15 protein-coding genes are annotated in these 17,847 nt (G+C 71.7%); 7 read left to right on the top strand and 8 right to left on the bottom strand.

What is annotated here, in order from left to right; translation table 11 throughout:
- Positions 1 to 37 precede the first annotated feature (37 nt).
- Positions 38 to 511 (top strand): type II 3-dehydroquinate dehydratase, encoded by a 474-nt coding sequence (gene aroQ, locus ACPT94_RS36275; protein ID WP_360341923.1) that lies wholly within the window; start codon positions 38 to 40, stop codon positions 509 to 511.
- A gap of 60 nt (positions 512 to 571) precedes the next feature.
- Here the strand turns inward: aroQ and ACPT94_RS36270 are convergent, their stop codons facing one another.
- The 5 genes from ACPT94_RS36270 to ACPT94_RS36250 form a co-directional block, all read right to left on the bottom strand.
- A complete protein-coding gene (locus ACPT94_RS36270; RefSeq protein ID WP_360341920.1) occupies positions 572 to 1,324 on the bottom strand; it encodes an amino acid ABC transporter ATP-binding protein in 753 nt (250 codons plus the stop codon).
- Entirely contained in the window at positions 1,321 to 2,253 is a 933-nt protein-coding gene (locus tag ACPT94_RS36265) for an amino acid ABC transporter permease (protein WP_360341917.1), read from the bottom strand. The genes ACPT94_RS36270 and ACPT94_RS36265 overlap by 4 nt, the downstream gene beginning before the upstream one ends.
- Positions 2,250 to 3,134 (bottom strand): ABC transporter substrate-binding protein, encoded by an 885-nt coding sequence (locus ACPT94_RS36260; protein WP_360341914.1) that lies wholly within the window; start codon positions 3,132 to 3,134, stop codon positions 2,250 to 2,252. The genes ACPT94_RS36265 and ACPT94_RS36260 overlap by 4 nt, the downstream gene beginning before the upstream one ends.
- A 336-nt stretch (positions 3,135 to 3,470) precedes the next feature.
- On the bottom strand, positions 3,471 to 4,127 hold the full coding sequence (locus tag ACPT94_RS36255; protein ID WP_360341911.1) for an MBL fold metallo-hydrolase: 657 nt from the start codon (positions 4,125 to 4,127) through the stop codon (positions 3,471 to 3,473).
- A gap of 10 nt (positions 4,128 to 4,137) precedes the next feature.
- Positions 4,138 to 4,824, bottom strand: a complete 687-nt coding sequence (locus ACPT94_RS36250; protein ID WP_425247806.1) for a maleylpyruvate isomerase family mycothiol-dependent enzyme — start codon at positions 4,822 to 4,824, stop codon at positions 4,138 to 4,140.
- Between the two features lie 223 nt (positions 4,825 to 5,047).
- Here ACPT94_RS36250 and uvrA point away from each other — a divergent pair, with 223 nt between their 5' ends.
- Complete coding sequence (gene uvrA, locus ACPT94_RS36245) at positions 5,048 to 8,077, top strand: excinuclease ABC subunit UvrA (RefSeq protein ID WP_425247805.1); 3,030 nt, start codon at positions 5,048 to 5,050, stop codon at positions 8,075 to 8,077.
- A gap of 94 nt (positions 8,078 to 8,171) precedes the next feature.
- Here uvrA and ACPT94_RS36240 read toward each other — a convergent pair whose 3' ends face one another.
- From ACPT94_RS36240 to ACPT94_RS36230, 3 genes are all read right to left on the bottom strand, one after another.
- Complete coding sequence (locus ACPT94_RS36240) at positions 8,172 to 9,083, bottom strand: carbohydrate kinase family protein (protein WP_360341902.1); 912 nt, start codon at positions 9,081 to 9,083, stop codon at positions 8,172 to 8,174.
- Complete coding sequence (locus ACPT94_RS36235) at positions 9,080 to 10,189, bottom strand: LacI family DNA-binding transcriptional regulator (protein WP_425247804.1); 1,110 nt, start codon at positions 10,187 to 10,189, stop codon at positions 9,080 to 9,082. The genes ACPT94_RS36240 and ACPT94_RS36235 overlap by 4 nt, the downstream gene beginning before the upstream one ends.
- Before the next feature lie 351 nt (positions 10,190 to 10,540).
- On the bottom strand, positions 10,541 to 11,500 hold the full coding sequence (locus tag ACPT94_RS36230; protein WP_360341896.1) for a hypothetical protein: 960 nt from the start codon (positions 11,498 to 11,500) through the stop codon (positions 10,541 to 10,543).
- A gap of 268 nt (positions 11,501 to 11,768) precedes the next feature.
- Here ACPT94_RS36230 and ACPT94_RS36225 point away from each other — a divergent pair, with 268 nt between their 5' ends.
- The 5 genes from ACPT94_RS36225 (at position 11,769) to whiA (ending at position 17,762) form a co-directional block, all read left to right on the top strand.
- Complete coding sequence (locus ACPT94_RS36225; RefSeq protein WP_425247803.1) at positions 11,769 to 12,143, top strand: hypothetical protein; 375 nt, start codon at positions 11,769 to 11,771, stop codon at positions 12,141 to 12,143.
- A 375-nt stretch (positions 12,144 to 12,518) separates the two neighbouring features.
- Complete coding sequence (uvrC, locus tag ACPT94_RS36220; RefSeq protein WP_425247802.1) at positions 12,519 to 14,639, top strand: excinuclease ABC subunit UvrC; 2,121 nt, start codon at positions 12,519 to 12,521, stop codon at positions 14,637 to 14,639.
- A complete protein-coding gene (gene rapZ / locus ACPT94_RS36215; RefSeq protein ID WP_360341887.1) occupies positions 14,636 to 15,718 on the top strand; it encodes an RNase adapter RapZ in 1,083 nt (360 codons plus the stop codon). Before uvrC ends, rapZ begins: the two co-directional genes overlap by 4 nt.
- A complete protein-coding gene (locus ACPT94_RS36210; protein WP_360341884.1) occupies positions 15,715 to 16,782 on the top strand; it encodes a gluconeogenesis factor YvcK family protein in 1,068 nt (355 codons plus the stop codon). Before rapZ ends, ACPT94_RS36210 begins: the two co-directional genes overlap by 4 nt.
- Positions 16,773 to 17,762, top strand: a complete 990-nt coding sequence (gene whiA / locus ACPT94_RS36205; protein ID WP_360341881.1) for a DNA-binding protein WhiA — start codon at positions 16,773 to 16,775, stop codon at positions 17,760 to 17,762. Before ACPT94_RS36210 ends, whiA begins: the two co-directional genes overlap by 10 nt.
- Positions 17,763 to 17,847: the final 85 nt, after the last annotated feature.

Here is a 17,847-nt window from a genome sequence, read left to right as displayed (position 1 = left end):
CGACGGACCGCCCGACCCCGAACGGACCGGAGGAACCGTGCCCCGCACCCTCGCCAACGCCCCGATCATGATTCTCAACGGCCCCAATCTGAACCTCCTGGGGCAGCGCCAGCCGGAGATCTACGGGGCCGACACCCTCGCCGACGTCGAGGAGATGTGCGTCAAGGCGGCGGCCGCGCACGGCGGCACGGTGGACTTCCGGCAGTCCAACCACGAGGGTGTCCTGGTCGACTGGATCCACGAGGCGCGCCTGAACCACTGCGGGATCGTCATCAACCCCGGCGCCTACTCGCACACCTCGATCGCGATTCTGGACGCGCTCAACACCTGCGACGGACTGCCGGTGCTGGAGGTCCACATCTCCAACATCCACCGGCGCGAGTCGTTCCGGCACCACTCGTACGTCTCCCTGCGCGCCGACGGCGTCATCGCGGGCTGCGGCGTGCAGGGATACGTCTTCGGCGTGGAGCGGGTCGCCGCGCTGGTGGGGGCGGCGCAGGCCGACGCGTGAGCGCCCCCGCCGGCGCCGGCGAACCCCCTGGGTAAGCCCCGATCTCCAGGCGACCGCCCCTTACAGGCGGCCGGCCTCCACGATCCGCCGCAGGAAGCGCCGCGTGCGCTCCTGCTGCGGGTCGCCGAAGACCCGCTCGGCGGTGCCGCGCTCCAGCACCACGCCTCCGTCCAGAAAACAGACCTGGTCGGCGACCTCACGCGCGAAACCCATCTCGTGCGTGGCCAGCACCATGGTCATACCGTCGTCCTTCAGGTCGCGCACGACGTTCAGGACCTCACCCACCAGCTCCGGGTCGAGGGCGGCGGTGATCTCGTCGAGCAGCAGCAGCCGGGGGCGTACGGCGAGGGCGCGCACGATCGCCACACGCTGCTGCTGGCCGCCGCTGAGCCGGTCGGGGTACTCGCCCGCCCTGCCGCCCAGGCCGAGCCGCTCCAGGAGCTCCCTGGCCCGTTCCTCGGCCTCCGCGCGCGGGACGCCGTGGACCCGGCGCGGGGCGAGCGTGATGTTCTCCAGGACGGTCATGTGCGGGAACAGGTTGTACGCCTGGAAGACCACGCCGATACGGCGCCGTACCGCGTCCTGGTCGACGCGTGGGTCGGTGATCTCCTCGCCGTCCAGCCAGATCGCGCCGTCGTCGATGTCCTCCAGCAGGTTGGCGCAGCGCAGCAGCGTGGACTTGCCGGAGCCGGACGCGCCGATCAGCGCGGTCACCGTGTGCGGGGCGACCTCCAGATCGACGTCCCGCAGGACGACGGAGCCGCCGAAGGTCTTGCGGACGGACTCCATCCGCAGCACCGGAGCGTCACTCATGTCGTTCCTCCCTGGGCCCGCCGACGGTCCATCCGGGCCGTCACCCAGTCCGTGAACCGGGTCATCGGGATGGTCAGCGCCACGAAGACCAGGCCCGCGACGATGTACGGCGTGTAGTTGAGGCTGCGGCCCACGATGATGTCGGCGGCGCGGACGGCGTCGATCGCGCCGCCGATCGACACCAGACCGGTGTCCTTCTGCAGGGACACCAGGTCGTTCAGCAGCGGCGGCACCTGGCGGCGCACGGCCTGGGGGAGCACCACGTACCGCAGGGCCTGCCGGTTGCTGAGGCCCAGCGAGCGGGCCGCGGCGCGCTGGGAGGGATGGACGGACTCGATGCCGGCGCGGAACACCTCGGCGACGTACGCCGAGTACGTCAGCGTCAGGGCCGTACCGCCGAGCAGCACCGGGTCGACGGTGACGCCCTGCAGGCGCAGCGCCGGCACGCCCAGCACCACGATCATCAGGTTGATGATCAGCGGCAGCCCGCGGAAGAAGTCCGTGTACGCCGCCGCCAGCACCCTCAGCGGGAAGAAGACGGGGCCGCGCAGCGTGCGGGCCACGGCGATGAGCATGCCGAGGACCAGTACGGCGGCGCCGCAGACGAGCAGCAGGCGGACGTTCAGCCAGAGTCCTTCCAGCACCTTCGGAAGGGCCTCGCGCGCGTACTGCCCGTTGAAGAACGTCTCCTTGGTGCGCGGCCAGCCGGGCGCGCTGACGACGATCAGGTAGAGGGCGACGGCGGTGACCAGCGTCGAGAGCGCCGCGATCGCCGTGGCGCGGCGGGCACGCGTGCGCCGGTGGCGCTCGCGCTCCAGCCGCCGCTGCGAGGGCACGTACCCGTCGCCCGGACCGTCCTCGCCGTTCCCGGACAGATCACCCTTGTCGTCCGCGTCCTCCGGACCGGACTCCTGCTTCGCGAGCGTCACTTGAGCACCGGGGCGTCGACGGCGTCGGACAGCCACTGCTGCTCGATCCTCGCCAGAGCGCCGTTCGCGCGGAGGGCGTCCACCGCGGCCGTCACGCAGGGGGTGAGGGCGCTGCCCTTGTCGAGCACCAGCCCGAACTGCTCCGGGGTACCGCCCTGGTTCTCGAACTGCCCCACGATCGTGCCGTCCGTGACCTCGGCCGCGGTGATGTAGAAGGCGGTCGGCAGGTCGGTGACGATGGCGTCGACCTGGCCGTTCTTCAGCGCGGACTTGGCCTGGTCGTTCTTGGCGAAGACGGCCGCGGCCCGCGTCGGCTTCACCACGTCGTCGATGTAGTCCAGGCTCGTGGTGCCGACCTGGGCGCCGAGCTTGAGGCCCTTGAGGCCGGCGATGCCGGTCACCTTGGCGGCCTTGGAGCCCTTCAGGGCGATGACCGCCTGGCGGACGTCGTAGTAGCCCGACGAGAAGTCCACGGCCTTCTTGCGTTCGTCGCTGATCGACACCTGGTTGATGTCGAAGTCGAAGCTCTTCTCACCCGGCGCGAAGGCCTTGTTGAACGGCACGCTCTGCCAGACGACGGCGCTCTTGTCGTAGCCGAGTCGCTCCGCCACGGCGTACGCCACCGCCGACTCGAAGCCCTCGCCGTTGGCGGGCTTGTCGTCCTTGAACCACGGCTCGTACGCGGGCGTGTCGGTGGCGATCGTCAGCTTGCCGGAGGTCTTGGTGGCCAACTTGCCCTGGGCGCAGGCGTTCCCGGCCGAACCGGACGGCGTGGCGGCCGCCTTCTCCTCCGGCTGCGGAGCACAGCCGACGGCGGTGGCGAGGAGGGCTACGGTGAGGCCGGCGACGGCACGGCGCAGGACACGAGGGGCGAGGTGCATGGCGGGAGAGTGGCAGCGAAAGCCATGCTTGTCGAGGTCACACCATCGATTGTCCGCATGATGGGAACGGGTGTTGCAGTTTCGTGAACACCACCCGGAAGGATTCGCCTGGGCCGCCGGTCGAGGGCGGGGAACGAGGACCGGCGGCCCAATCCGTGCGGGAGCCGTCATCCCGCGCGGGGCTACCACCAGTTGACCGCGCAACCATGTGCGAGGGGAGCGCGCGCGGGGCGCCGGCGCGTGCACGCCATTCACACGGGGCGCGCGTTCGGCAACGCACGCCCCCCATGTACGCCCCCTGTGGTCGAACCGCGCCGGCGCCGGCGCACGGGACACTCACCACCCGCGCGCGTGCCACTCCGGCAGGTGCGGACGCTCGGCGCCCAGGGTGGTGTCGTTGCCATGTCCCGGATAGACCCAGGTCTCGTCCGGGAGCACGTCGAAGATCTTCGTCTCGACGTCGTGGATCAGGCTGGCGAACGCCTCCGGGTCCTTGCGCGTGTTGCCCACGCCGCCCGGGAAGAGGCAGTCGCCGGTGAACACGTGGGGATGCCCGTGCGGGTCGTCGTAGACGAGGGCGATCGAGCCGGGCGTGTGCCCGACCAGGTGGCGCGCGGTGAGCTCCACGTTCCCCACCCGGATGACGTCGCCGTCGTCGACCGGCACGTCGGTCGGCACGGGGATGCCCGGGGCGTCGTCCCGGCCGGCGTACGTACGCGCGCGCGTGGCCGCCACGACCTCGGCGAGCGCCTGCCAGTGGTCGCCGTGCTGATGGGTGGTGACGACGGACGCGATGCCGTCGTCGCCGATCATGCCGAGCAGTGCCTCCGCGTCGTTGGCCGCGTCGATCAGCAGCTGTTCGTCCGTGGCCCGGCAGCGCAGCAGATAGGCGTTGTTGTTCATCGGGCCGACCGCGATCTTGGTGATCATCAGGTCCTTGAGCTCGTGCACGTCCGCCGGGCCGCCGACCGTCACCTCTCCGCTGTACGTCATGGCCGCCAGCCTATAGCGGGGGAAGGGCCGGGAGCGGCCCGCCGTCGGCGGTCAGCCCCGAGCCGTCGCGGCGCCCGGCGAGCCAGCCCAGAAGGTCGGCGCGGGACCCGGTGACGGTCACCTCGGGGCCGTCGTCCTCCCGGCCGGTGTGCCACGCGCGCGTGCCGTCCGTCACACGGGTCGGCGGCACGTCGGGGCGCCCGGTGAACCGCTCGGTGAGGAAGTCGATCTCCCGCTCGGTGAACTCCGCCGGCAGGTCCTCCAGCTCGTAGCCGATGCCGAGGTCCACGTGGTGCAGCTCGACCTCCGCCCAGCGCCGGAAGGGCACCCGGGACGCGGAGTCGGTGACCCCGTTGCGCAGTTCCACCGTGCGTGACCAGTCCGCCGGCGCGGCGCCGGCCTCCTGGAAGCGGGCCGCGCTCTCGCGCACGTCCGCGAGCTGCACGTCCAGCGGGCGCGGGGCGTCCCGCTCGATGTCGGCGTCCCGGGCGGCGGCGTCGGCGTACATGGGCCGGCCCGCGAGGACGTTCACCAGAGCGTCCGCGTTGCGGGCGAGGTGGGCCAGGACGTGGCCCCGGCTCCAGCCGGGCAGCCGTGACGGCTCCGTCACTGCCGCGTCCGTGAGTTTCGCGACTGCTGTGAGTAGTCGATCGGTCGCTTCTCGTACAGACGCCAGGTCATGAGCGTGATCAGTCATGGTCCTGACCCTAGCTCCGCCACTCCTTCGGGTGAAGGCGACGGCCCCGGCCCGCAAATCGAATGCACGTGCTATATGGTCGGTGGCGGCGTCGGGCATGCTGGAAGGCCGGGGATTGTTGTGAACCGGTGAATCCGGACCGGCGTTGTCAGTGGCTCCCCCTAGTCTGAGAAGGACGGGGGCCCCGCCCCTGTCACTTCTCTCAAGAAAGGTGCGGACCGGCGTGGCCGACCGTCTCATCGTCCGTGGCGCGCGCGAGCACAACCTCAAGAACGTCTCGCTCGACCTGCCACGCGACTCGCTCATCGTCTTCACGGGCCTGTCGGGGTCGGGCAAGTCCTCGCTGGCCTTCGACACGATCTTCGCCGAGGGGCAGCGGCGCTACGTGGAGTCCCTCTCCTCGTACGCCCGCCAGTTCCTCGGCCAGATGGACAAGCCGGACGTCGACTTCATCGAGGGCCTGTCCCCGGCGGTCTCGATCGACCAGAAGTCGACCTCGCGCAACCCGCGCTCCACGGTCGGCACCATCACCGAGGTCTACGACTACCTGCGTCTGCTCTTCGCGCGCATTGGCAAGCCGCACTGCCCCGAGTGCGGCCGCCCGATCTCGCGCCAGTCGCCGCAGGCCATCGTCGACCGGGTCCTGGAGCTGCCGGAGGGGAGCCGCTTCCAGGTGCTGTCGCCGCTGGTGCGCGAGCGCAAGGGCGAGTTCGTCGACCTCTTCGCCGATCTGCAGACCAAGGGCTACTCCCGCGCGCGCGTGGACGGCGAGACGATCCAGCTCTCGCAGCCGCCCACGCTGAAGAAGCAGGAGAAGCACACCATCGAGGTGGTCGTCGACCGCCTCACGGTGAAGGAGTCCGCCAAGCGCCGGCTCACCGACTCCGTCGAGACCGCCCTCGGACTGTCCGGCGGCATGGTCGTGCTCGACTTCGTCGACCTCCCCGAGGACGACCCCGAGCGCGAGCGCATGTACTCCGAGCACCTGTACTGCCCGTACGACGACCTGTCGTTCGAGGAACTGGAGCCGCGCTCCTTCTCCTTCAACTCGCCCTTCGGCGCCTGCCCCGAGTGCACCGGCATCGGCACGCGCATGGAGGTCGACCCCGAGCTGATCGTCCCCGACGAGGACAAGTCCCTCGACGAGGGCGCCATCCACCCCTGGTCGCACGGCCACACCAAGGACTACTTCGGCCGGCTGATCGGCGCTCTCGCGGACGCACTCGGATTCCGGACGGACATCCCCTTCGCAGGCCTGCCGCAGCGCGCCAAGAAGGCGCTCCTGTACGGCCACAAGACGCAGATCGAGGTCCGCTACCGCAACCGGTACGGCCGCGAGCGGGTGTACACGACGCCCTTCGAAGGCGCGGTTCCCTTCGTCAAGCGCCGGCACAGCGAGGCCGAGAGCGACGCCAGCCGCGAGCGCTTCGAGGGCTACATGCGCGAGGTGCCCTGCCCCACCTGTGAGGGCACGCGTCTGAAGCCGATCGTCCTCGCGGTCACGATCATGGAGAAGTCCATCGCCGAGGTCTCCGCGATGTCCATCAGCGACTGCGCGGACTTCCTGGGCGAGCTGAAGCTCAACGCCCGCGACAAGAAGATCGCCGAGCGCGTGCTCAAGGAGGTCAACGAGCGGCTGCGGTTCCTGGTCGACGTCGGCCTGGACTACCTCTCGCTCAACCGCGCGGCCGGCACGCTCTCCGGCGGCGAGGCCCAGCGCATCCGCCTGGCCACCCAGATCGGCTCCGGCCTCGTCGGCGTCCTGTACGTCCTCGACGAGCCGTCCATCGGCCTGCACCAGCGCGACAACCACCGGCTCATCGAGACCCTCGTCCGGCTGCGCGACATGGGCAACACGCTCATCGTCGTCGAGCACGACGAGGACACCATCAAGGTCGCCGACTGGGTCGTCGACATCGGCCCCGGCGCCGGTGAGCACGGCGGCAAGGTCGTGCACAGCGGCTCCCTGAAGGAGCTGCTCGCCAACGCCGAGTCGCAGACCGGGCAGTACCTCGCCGGCAAGAAGTCCATCCCGGTACCCGACATCAGGCGCCCCCGTGACCCCTCCCGGCAGCTCACGGTCCACGGCGCCCGCGAGAACAACCTCCAGGACATCGACGTCTCCTTCCCGCTGGGTGTGTTCACGGCGGTCACCGGTGTGTCCGGCTCCGGCAAGTCGACCCTGGTCAACGACATCCTGTACACGCACCTGGCCCGCGAACTGAACGGCGCGAGGAACGTGCCGGGGCGGCACACGCGTGTGGACGGCGACGACCTCGTCGACAAGGTCGTGCACGTCGACCAGTCGCCCATCGGCCGCACCCCCCGGTCCAACCCGGCCACGTACACCGGCGTCTTCGACCACATCCGCAAGCTGTTCGCCGAGACGACCGAGGCGAAGGTCCGCGGCTACCAGCCCGGCCGCTTCTCCTTCAACGTCAAGGGCGGCCGCTGCGAGAACTGCTCGGGCGACGGCACGATCAAGATCGAGATGAACTTCCTCCCGGACGTCTACGTCCCGTGCGAGGTCTGCCACGGCGCCCGCTACAACCGGGAGACCCTGGAGGTCCACTACAAGGGCAAGTCCATCGCCGACGTCCTGAACATGCCGATCGAGGAGGCGACGGACTTCTTCGAGGCCGTCCCCGCCATCGCCCGCCACCTCAACACACTCAAGGACGTCGGCCTCGGCTACGTCCGGCTCGGCCAGTCCGCGACCACTCTGTCCGGCGGTGAGGCCCAGCGCGTCAAGCTCGCCAGCGAGTTGCAGCGCCGCTCCACCGGCCGCACGGTCTACGTGCTGGACGAGCCGACCACGGGCCTGCACTTCGAGGACATCAGCAAGCTCCTGAAGGTCCTCTCCGGCCTGGTCGAGAAGGGCAACACGGTCATCGTCATCGAGCACAACCTCGACGTGATCAAGACCGCCGACTGGATCGTCGACATGGGCCCCGAGGGCGGCGCCGGCGGCGGCCTCGTCGTCGCCGAGGGCACGCCGGAGGAGGTCGCCGGGGTGCCCGCCAGCCACACCGGCAAGTTCCTGCGGGAGATCCTCGGCGCCGACCGCATCAGCGACGCGGCGCCGGTGAAGGCCCCGCGCAGGACGGCGGCGAAGAAGACGGTCGCGGCCGGGTCGACGGCGAGGAAGACGGCGAGCGCCACGACGTCCGTCAACAACACGGCGACGAAGAAGGCGGCAGCAGCCACGAAGGCGACGCCCGCGAAGAAGACGACGCGGGCCCGCAAGGCCTGACGGACTCGCAGAACGGACGGCGCCCCTCGGGAACTCCCCCGCGGGGCGCCGTCCGTTCTCCCATCGGCTGTGGAAACGGCCCGCCCGACCGCCCCTACGGTTCGCCGAGTTCGGAGGCGTACGGCGGCTCGGCGCCCGCCCGCGAGCAGGTGATCGCCGCCGCGCGGGCCGCGAACCGCAGCAGCCGCTCCCAGCCGTCGCGGCCGAGGCCCGCGAGCGCCGCGGGAGACAGGGCGCCCTGCGCCGAAAGCCCGTGCAACAGGGCCGCGTTGACGGTGTCACCGGCGCCGATGGTGTCCACGACGTCGACCTTCTCGCCGGGCACCGGGTACACGGCGCCGTCCCGGGTGAAGGCGGTCAGCCCGTCGCCGCCGTGGGTGATCACGACGGCGGAGGGGCCGGCGGACAGCCACTCGCGAGGAGTGCCGCCCAGCCAGCGGGCGTCCTCCTCGGAGAGCTTCAGCAGGGACACCGAGGGCAGCCAGCTCTTGAAGCGGGCCCGGTAGGTGTCGGCGTCGGGGATCAGCCCGGGCCGGATGTTCGGGTCGAGCGCGGTGAACAGGCCCTGTGCCGCCGCGGCCCGCATCAGCTCCTCGTAGGCGCTCGCACCCGGCTCCAGGACGAGCGAGCACGTGCCGAAGGACACCGCCCGCGTCCCGGCGGGCAGGCCCGCCGGGACGGTGAACAGCCGGTCGGCGGTGCCCTCGACATGGAAGGAGTAGGCGGCCGAGCCGTTTTCGTCGATCGTGGCGACCGCGAGGGTGGTCGGTTCCGTGCCGCGCTGCACCGCGGACACGTCCACGCCCGCGTCCCTCAACCCGTCCAGCAGCGCCTCGCCGAAGGCGTCGTAGGAGGTACGGGAGCAGAAGGCCGTGGGGGAGCCGAGGCGGCCGAGGGCCACGGCCGTGTTGTACGGGCCGCCGCCCAGGGCCGGCCGCAGGGTCGCGAGGGCGCCCGTGCCCTGCGGTACCAGGTCGATCAGGGCCTCACCGGCGACGACGATCACGGGGTGGTTCCTCTCTCGGATGACTCGGAGCGTGCACTGCTCGGGCCGTTGGCGGCCGTGGGGTTCGGGGGGCCGTGGGGCCGTTCCACGCGGTCGGCGCAGCCGCAGGACGTGCGGTGGACGAAGGCGCAGGGGAGCCGCACGGTCCGGGCGGGCCGGTCGGGTGCGGCGAGGCGGTCGAGGAGCACGCGGACGGCTTGGGCGCCGATGTCCTTGCTGGGCTGGGCGATCGCGGTGAGCCGGGGGGAGAACAGGTCCGCCCAGGCGAAGTCGTCGAAGCAGCACAGCGCGATGTCGTCGGGCACGGCCAGACCCTGCGCGCGCAGGGCGCGCAGGGCACCGAGAGTCATCGCGTTGTTGCCGGTGACCAGTGCGGTGGGCGGCAGGGCCAGCGACAGCAGAGCGGCGGTGGCGCGTTCCGCGCCGGCCGACTCGGAGTCGCCGTGGACCAGGAGGCGTTCGTCGCAGGGGAGCCCGGCGGATGCGAGGCCGTGGCGGTAGCCCGTGATCCGTTCGGCGGTGGTGCTGAGGCCGGGCAGGCCGGCGACGAGGGCGATGCGGCGGTGGCCGAGTCCGGCGAGATGGGTGACCAGCCGGGCCATGGGTCCGGTGTTCTCGGCGCACACCTGGTCGAAGCGGGGACTGCCGTCCGTCGGGGTGTCGACGATCCGGTCGAGCAGGACCGTCGGCACGCGGTGCCGGGTGAGGTAGGCGAGGAGTCCGCCCGGGTTCGCGGACGGCGCGACGATCATGCCGTCCACGCGGCGCTCGTGCAGAAGCCGGCCGACGTCGCGTTCGTGCTCGGGGTCGTCGTGCGAATCGGCGATCAGCAGGCTGTAGCCGTGCTCCAGGGCGGCGGCCTCGACGCCCTGGAGGAGCTCGGTGAAGCCAGGGTTGCTGATCGCCGACACCGCGAGACCGATGGAACGGGTGCGGGAGGTCACCAGGGAGCGGGCGAGGGTGTTGGGCGTGTAGCCGAGTTCCTCTATGGCGTCGAGGACGGCCTGGCGGGTGCGGGGCAGGACCGGGCGGGTGTCGTTCAGGACGTGCGAGACGGTCGCCACGGAGACACCGGCGTGCCGGGCGACGTCGGCCATGGTCGGCATCGGGTCTCCTCGCTGGACGGGCCGGTTTCCCTGACCTCGGCGGCCTGGTTCCTGCCCGGAAGGTATCCCATCGGGCGAGGTACGTAAACGCTTGCGCAATCGTTTACGTCATCCACAACCCCTCGCAACTGCACGCAATCAACCGCATTTCGGCCGCCGCCCCTCCGAGCGCCTCGTACCGTCCTGCGGTGAGTGGCTCTCGCACCGGCTACGGCCCTGGCCACCTGCCACGGAGTCCGTCCTGCCCGTCACTTCCGTGGAACTCGGTGGGGACGGCGAGGTCGCGAAGGGGAACGCAAGCTCGATCGGGAACGGCGCCCGTGCACTCCCACGGCGCTCACCGCGGCCCGTTCACTCCCAGTCCCACCCGATGCCCACCATGCCCGACCGCACGCGTGGCTCGACGAGGTGGACGGAACAATGCCGCTGGCTGAGGGGCAGTTCCTGACGGCCGCCGCGCGGTGCCGCCGCCGAGTGCCGGGTGAAGCGGTGGCAGCGTACGGGCAGCGCGTTCTCGTCGAACCGGATCTGGAGGGCGTACTGGCCGCCCGGGGCGCCGAAGCCGCGCACGTACTCGCGGGACGCGCCCGCGGTGCCGTCCTCCACGCCGTAGCGGAAGAGGAAGGTGTCGCCGGCCCGGAGGCGGGTGTCGAAGAGCAGCTCGGCGACGAGGATGCCGGTGGCGTGGTGGCGGCGGACGCGGCCGGGGCGGCAGTTCTCCAGGGCGTGCAGTGCCATCCGCTCCGGAGCGGAGCCGGGGTCGCCGTGGTGGACGGCCACGAAGCGGTCGACGCCGTCGCGGTGGGCGCGGACGATGTGCTGCGACTCGCGGCCCAGGAGCTCGCGGCGGGCACCGATGCGGACCCGTTCGTGGTGGCCGAGGGTGTGCAACCCGTCGTCCGCAGGGCACTCCAGTTCGACGAGCAGCTTGTCCAGGACGTCCGAGGCCTCCAGGAACGACCGGTAGGAGCGGCCCGTCGGCTGCGTGCCGGCCGTATTTTCGTCCGTCTCCGTGAGCAGCCGGATCAGGGACTCGTCCGGCAGGCGCAGGATCTCCTCCAAGGCCCGGACGGCCCGCAGCGACTCGGGGCGCTGCGGGCGCCGGGCACCCTGCTGCCAGTAACTCAGACTGGTGACGCCGACTTTGACGCCGTGCCGTGACAGATGGTGCTGGACGCGTTGCAGGGGCAGCCCCCGGGCGGCGATCGCGGCGCGCAGCGCGACATGGAAGGGACCGCCTCGCAGGACCGCGTCCAGGTCCGCGGCGGCGACGTCGGATTCGGCGTCCGCGTGGTGTGGGGCGTGCGGCATGCAGGGGCCTTTCTGTGAATGGCTCACGACGGCTGGTCAGACCGTTCGTGTCGATGGCCGGGCCTCCGGCGACGCGGGGGCGCCTCCACATCCGTAGGGCGTGCTTCACCGCCCCGAGTTCCCCCGCATTGAAGCGTGTTGACCAAGCCCCGACAACACCTGTGCCGGAACGCGGCGCAGGGTCGGCCGAGTCGGGGCCCTTGCTCTCGTCCGGGATTGCCGGTAGGCCCCCGCCGGTCCCCCCGGTCGGCTGTGGGAGGCTCACGCCGTGGAGGAGACCTGGCGTTTCAGCGACGGTTCCGGGCCCGTGACGGCCGGGAGCGCGCCCGCCCTGCTCCGGGAACGCGTGTTCGCGGGCCGCTTGGAGACCTGGCTGACCAGCTCCGCCGGCCGGTCGCTCGCCGTGGTGAGCAACACCGAGCGCGCGTTGGTGATGCTGCTCGACGGCGCGGACGACCCGGGGGAGCACGCCGTGGACCCCGGCGCCGGCGGCAGCAGCGACGGGTACGTCCTCGCGAACGGGCAGTGCGACACCTACCCCGACGCCGACACGGTCCCGCTGGCCGAGGCCCTTCGCATCGTGGGCCACCTCCTCGCCACCGGCACCCCGCCGCCCGATGCCGCCTGGTCGATCGACCGCTGAGCCGCGCCCCACCGGGCCGGGCCGGCCGCGGGGGTCCCCCGGGCGGGCCCGAGCGGTCGACCGCGCACCGAGCCGCGCGCACCACATGGGCCGAGCCCACCCCGCACCCCGAGACCGAGCGCCCCCCGAGCGGAGGTCGAGCGCATCCCCGAGCCGAGGCCGAACGCACCCCCGAGCCGAGACCGAGCCGGCCCGCCGAGTCGCCCGACCCCCTCCGAGCCGAGCCGGGCAAGGCCTCCGCGGAGCGACCGCCCGCACCTGCCAAGCCTGTGGATGTCCACAGCCCCGCCGGGCGATCGCCACCCCGCCCGCGGACACCCCGTGGTTGTCCACAGGCTCACCGGACTGTCACTCCGCGCCAGTAGGGTGTGAGACATGGCCGACCCCTCCAGCTACCGCCCCAAGCCGGGAGAGATCCCGGACTCGCCCGGGGTCTACAGGTTCCGCGACGAGCACCGCCGGGTGATCTACGTCGGAAAGGCGAAGAGCCTGCGCCAGCGCCTGGCGAACTACTTCCAGGACCTGGCGGGCCTCCACCCGCGCACACGCACGATGGTCACCACGGCCGCGTCGGTGGAATGGACGGTGGTGTCCACGGAGGTCGAGGCGCTCCAGCTGGAGTACTCCTGGATCAAGGAGTACGACCCCCGGTTCAACGTCAAGTACCGCGACGACAAGAGCTACCCGTACCTCGCGGTGACGATGAACGAGGAGTTTCCGCGGGTGCAGGTGATGCGCGGCCACAAGAAGAAGGGCGTCAGGTACTTCGGGCCGTACGCGCACGCGTGGGCGATCCGCGACACCGTCGACCTCCTCCTGCGCGTCTTCCCGGTGCGCACGTGCTCCGCCGGCGTCTTCAAGAACGCCTCCCGCACCGGCCGCCCCTGCCTGCTCGGCTACATCGGCAAGTGCTCAGCGCCCTGCGTCGGCCGGATCTCCCCCGACGACCACTGGGAACTGGCCGACGAGTTCTGCGACTTCATGACCGGCCGCACCGGCACCTATCTGCGGCGGCTGGAGCAGCAGATGATGGAGGCGGCCGAGGAGATGGAGTACGAGCGGGCCGCCCGCCTGCGCGACGACATCGAGGCCCTGAAGAAGGCCATGGAGAAGAACGCGGTCGTGCTCGCCGACGCGACCGACGCCGACCTGATCGCGATCGCCGAGGACGAGCTCGAGGCGGCCGTCCAGATCTTCCACGTCCGCGGCGGACGCGTCCGCGGCCAGCGCGGCTGGGTCACCGACAAGGTCGAGGAGATCACCACCGGCGCCCTCGTCGAACACGCCCTCCAGCAGCTCTACGGCGAGGAGACCGGGGACGCCGTCCCCAAGGAGGTCCTGGTCCCCGCCCTGCCCGACCCGGTGGAGCCCGTCCAGGAATGGCTCACCGGCCGCCGCGGCTCCAACGTGTCGCTGCGCGTCCCGCAGCGCGGCGACAAGCGGGCCCTCATGGAGACCGTCGAGCGCAACGCCCAGCAGGCCCTCGTCCTGCACAAGACCAAGCGCGCCTCCGACCTCACCACGCGCTCGCGTGCCCTGGAGGAGATCGCCGAGGCCCTCGACCTGGACAGCGCCCCGCTCAGGATCGAGTGCTACGACATCTCGCACCTCCAGGGCGACGACGTGGTCGCCTCCATGGTCGTCTTCGAGGACGGCCTGCAGCGCAAGAGCGAGTACCGCCGCTTCCAGATCAAGGGCTTCGAGGGTCAGGACGACGTCCGCTCCATGCACGAGGTGATCACCCGCCGCTTCCGGCGCTACCTCGCCGAGAAGGAGCGGACGGGCGAGTGGACCGACGGCGAGCCGGGCGCCGGCGAGGCCTCCGCCAACGGCTCCGCCGCCACCCCCTCCGACGAGTCCGCGAGTGTCACCGGGGCCCCCTTCACCGACGCCCTCAAGGACGACGACGGCCGCCCCAAGCGCTTCGCCTACCCGCCCCAGCTCGTCGTCGTCGACGGCGGACAGCCGCAGGTGGCGGCAGCCAAGCGGGCCCTGGACGAGCTCGGCATCGACGACATAGCCGTCTGCGGACTCGCCAAGCGCCTGGAAGAGGTCTGGCTGCCGGACGACGACGACCCGGTCGTCCTGCCCCGCACCAGCGAGGGCCTCTATCTGCTCCAGCGCGTCCGCGACGAGGCCCACCGCTTCGCGATCACGTACCAGCGGACCAAGCGGACCAAGCGACTGCGCTCCAGCCCCCTGGACGACGTGCCGGGCCTCGGCGAGACGCGCAAGCAGGCGCTGATCAAGCACTTCGGCTCGGTGAGGAAGCTGCGTTCCGCGACGATCGACCAGATCTGCGAGGTACCCGGCATAGGCCGCAAGACGGCCGAGACGATCGTCGCGGCCCTCGCCCAGGCGGCTCCGCCCGCACCCGCCGTCAACACGGCGACAGGAGAGATCATGGATGAGGAGGAGCCCGATACGACGGCGGGCTCCCCAGGGGAGCCCGTCACCGCGGGCCCCCCGGAAGAACGACGGGGGCAGGAGACATGACCGAGCACGACGCACAGCACACGACCGACCGAGATCAGGCGCCCACGGCGGCACCCCGGCAGGTGCCCGGGGAAACCGGCGAGGATCCCACCCGGCACGACACACGCCACGACGCCGCCGCGCCCGACGCGGGCCCCGGCAGCGCCGAGCACACCGCAGGACACGAAGACGGAGCACAGGTGAGTACGGACGTCACACCACCCGGGATCCCCGAGGCGGCCATCCCCGAGCTGGTCATCATCTCCGGCATGTCCGGGGCGGGCCGCTCGACGGCCGCCAAGTGTCTGGAGGACCTCGGCTGGTTCGTCGTCGACAACCTCCCGCCCGCGCTGATCCCCACCATGGTGGAGCTCGGCGCCCGCTCCCAGGGCAACGTGGCGCGGATCGCGGTCGTCGTCGACGTCCGCGGCCGGCGCTTCTTCGACAACCTCCGCGAGTCCCTCGCCGACCTTGAGTCGAAGAACGTCACCCGGAGGATCGTCTTCCTGGAGTCCTCCGACGACGCCCTGGTGCGCCGCTTCGAGTCCGTGCGCCGCCCGCACCCCCTCCAGGGCGACGGCCGCATCGTCGACGGCATCGCCGCCGAACGCGAGCTGCTGCGCGAGCTGCGCGGCGACGCCGACCTCGTGATCGACACCTCCAGCCTCAACGTGCACGAGCTGCGCGCCAAGATGGACGCCCAGTTCGCCGGCGAGGAGGAGCCCGAACTGCGGGCCACCGTCATGTCCTTCGGCTTCAAGTACGGCCTCCCCGTCGACGCCGACCTGGTCGTGGACATGCGCTTCCTGCCCAACCCGCACTGGGTCCCGGAGCTGCGCCCCTACACCGGCCTGAACGAGGAGGTCGCCACCTACGTCCTCAACCAGCCCGGCGCGAAGGAGTTCCTCGACCGGTACGCGGAGCTGCTGCAGCTGATCGCCGCGGGCTACCGCCGGGAGGGCAAGCGCTACGTGACCATCGCGGTCGGCTGTACGGGCGGCAAGCACCGTTCGGTCGCGATGTCGGAGAAGCTCGCCGCGCGCCTCGCGGCCGAGGGCGTGGAGACGGTGGTCGTCCACCGGGACATGGGACGGGAATGACAGGACGTACTCCGCGGCTGGGCCGGCTGCGCAGAATGGCGCCGGAGGGGCGCGTGAGCCGGCCGGTCGAGGCCCGGGGCGGCAAACCGCGCCGCCGCGGCACCCAGCCCAAGGTCGTCGCCCTCGGCGGCGGCATGGGGCTGTCCGCCTCGCTCACCGCGCTGCGCCGGATCACCGGCGACCTCACCGGCGTCGTCACCGTGGCCGACGACGGCGGTTCCAGCGGCCGCCTGCGGGACGAACTGGGCGTGCTGCCGCCCGGCGACCTGCGCAAGGCGCTGGCCGCGCTGTGCGGCGACGACGACTGGGGCCAGACCTGGGCCCGGGTCATCCAGCACCGCTTCCAGTCGCAGGGCGAGATCAACGGCCACGCCGTGGGCAACCTGCTGATCGTCGCCCTGTGGGAGCAGCTCGGCGACCATGTCCAGGCCCTGGACCTGGTCGGCAAGCTCCTGGGCGCGCAGGGCCGCGTGCTGCCCATGTCCGCCGTGCCGCTGGAGCTGCAGGCGCTGGTGAAGGGGCATGATCCGGAGCGCCCCGAGGACGTCGAGACCGTGCGCGGGCAGGCGACCGTCGCGCTGACGCCCGGCGAGGTGCAGTCCGTGCATCTCGTCCCGCACGACCCGCCGGCCGTCCCGGAGGCGGTGGAGGCCGTCCTCGACGCGGACTGGGTGGTCCTCGGGCCCGGCTCCTGGTTCTCCTCGGTCATCCCGCACCTGCTGGTGCCGGAGCTGCTGGACGCCCTCACGGAGACCAAGGCGCGCCGGGTACTCTCCCTGAACCTCGCGCCGCAGCCGGGAGAAACCGAGGGCTTCTCCCCGCAGCGTCATTTGGAGGTTTTGGGACGACACGCCCCTAAACTCGCCCTGGACGTGGTGCTGGCCGACGAGGCCGCCGTGCCCGACCGTGAATCCCTGACCGCCGCCGCCAAGCGGTTCGGGGCAGCGGTCGAGCTGGCGCCGGTGGCCCGGCCCGACGGGACTCCGCGGCATGATCCGGAGCTGCTGGCCGCCGCGTACGACCGTATTTTTCGGATGCATGGAAGGATCGGCCCATGGCGATGACGGCAGCGGTGAAGGACGAGATCTCCCGGCTCCCCGTCACCCGGACCTGCTGCAGAAAGGCGGAGGTCTCCGCCGTCCTGCGGTTCGCCGGCGGCCTCCACCTGGTGAGCGGGCGCATCGTGATCGAGGCGGAGCTGGACACCGCGATGGCGGCCCGCCGGCTCAAGCGGGACATCCTGGAGATCTTCGGTCACAGCTCGGAGCTGATCGTGATGGCGCCCGGCGGTCTGCGCCGCGGCTCCCGCTACGTCGTACGCGTGGTCGCGGGCGGCGACCAGCTGGCCCGCCAGACCGGCCTGGTCGACGGCCGCGGCCGCCCGATCCGCGGCCTGCCCCCGCAGGTGGTCTCCGGCGCCACCTGTGACGCGGAGGCGGCCTGGCGCGGCGCCTTCCTGGCGCACGGCTCGCTCACCGAGCCCGGCCGTTCGTCCTCCCTCGAGGTGACCTGCCCGGGTCCCGAGGCCGCGCTCGCCCTCGTCGGCGCCGCGCGCCGCCTGTCCATCGCGGCGAAGGCCCGCGAGGTCCGCGGGGTCGACCGGGTCGTCGTCCGCGACGGCGACGCCATCGGCGCCCTGCTCACCCGCCTCGGCGCCCATGAGTCGGTGCTGGCCTGGGAGGAGCGCCGGATGCGCCGCGAGGTGCGCGCCACGGCGAACCGTCTCGCCAACTTCGACGACGCCAACCTGCGCCGCTCCGCCCGCGCCGCCGTCGCCGCCGGCGCCCGGGTCCAGCGCGCCCTGGAGATCCTCGGTGACGAGGTCCCCGAGCACCTCGCGGCGGCCGGCCGGCTGCGCATGGAGCACAAGCAGGCCTCCCTGGAGGAGCTGGGCGCGCTCGCCGACCCGCCGCTCACCAAGGACGCGGTCGCCGGCCGTATCCGCCGGCTGCTCGCGATGGCCGACAAGCGCGCCTCCGACCTCGGCATCCCGGGTACCGAGGCCAACCTCACGGAGGAACTGGCCGACAATCTGGCGGGCTGACAGGGATCGGCCCGAGAAGGAACGGATCGTCAACACGCCGGACCACCGGCATCCTTGACCAACACGCTGGTGCCGACGCCCACTT

Source organism: Streptomyces aurantiaciflavus, from assembly GCF_049808595.1.
In the GTDB taxonomy this organism is placed as follows: domain Bacteria; phylum Actinomycetota; class Actinomycetes; order Streptomycetales; family Streptomycetaceae; genus Streptomyces.
The sequence above is the reverse complement of the archived record's forward strand: the minus strand, read 5'-3'. Positions and strand labels throughout refer to the sequence as shown.

Coding starts and splice junctions, on each gene's coding strand:
- rapZ (WP_360341887.1), top strand. CDS start 14,636: ATGACCGAGCACGACGCACAGCACACGACCGACCGAGATCAGGCGCCC.
- ACPT94_RS36230 (WP_360341896.1), bottom strand. CDS start 11,500: ATGCCGCACGCCCCACACCACGCGGACGCCGAATCCGACGTCGCCGCC.
- ACPT94_RS36270 (WP_360341920.1), bottom strand. CDS start 1,324: ATGAGTGACGCTCCGGTGCTGCGGATGGAGTCCGTCCGCAAGACCTTC.
- ACPT94_RS36255 (WP_360341911.1), bottom strand. CDS start 4,127: ATGACGTACAGCGGAGAGGTGACGGTCGGCGGCCCGGCGGACGTGCAC.
- ACPT94_RS36235 (WP_425247804.1), bottom strand. CDS start 10,189: ATGCCGACCATGGCCGACGTCGCCCGGCACGCCGGTGTCTCCGTGGCG.
- uvrC (WP_425247802.1), top strand. CDS start 12,519: ATGGCCGACCCCTCCAGCTACCGCCCCAAGCCGGGAGAGATCCCGGAC.
- ACPT94_RS36250 (WP_425247806.1), bottom strand. CDS start 4,824: ATGACTGATCACGCTCATGACCTGGCGTCTGTACGAGAAGCGACCGAT.
- ACPT94_RS36210 (WP_360341884.1), top strand. CDS start 15,715: ATGACAGGACGTACTCCGCGGCTGGGCCGGCTGCGCAGAATGGCGCCG.
- whiA (WP_360341881.1), top strand. CDS start 16,773: ATGGCGATGACGGCAGCGGTGAAGGACGAGATCTCCCGGCTCCCCGTC.
- ACPT94_RS36260 (WP_360341914.1), bottom strand. CDS start 3,134: ATGCACCTCGCCCCTCGTGTCCTGCGCCGTGCCGTCGCCGGCCTCACC.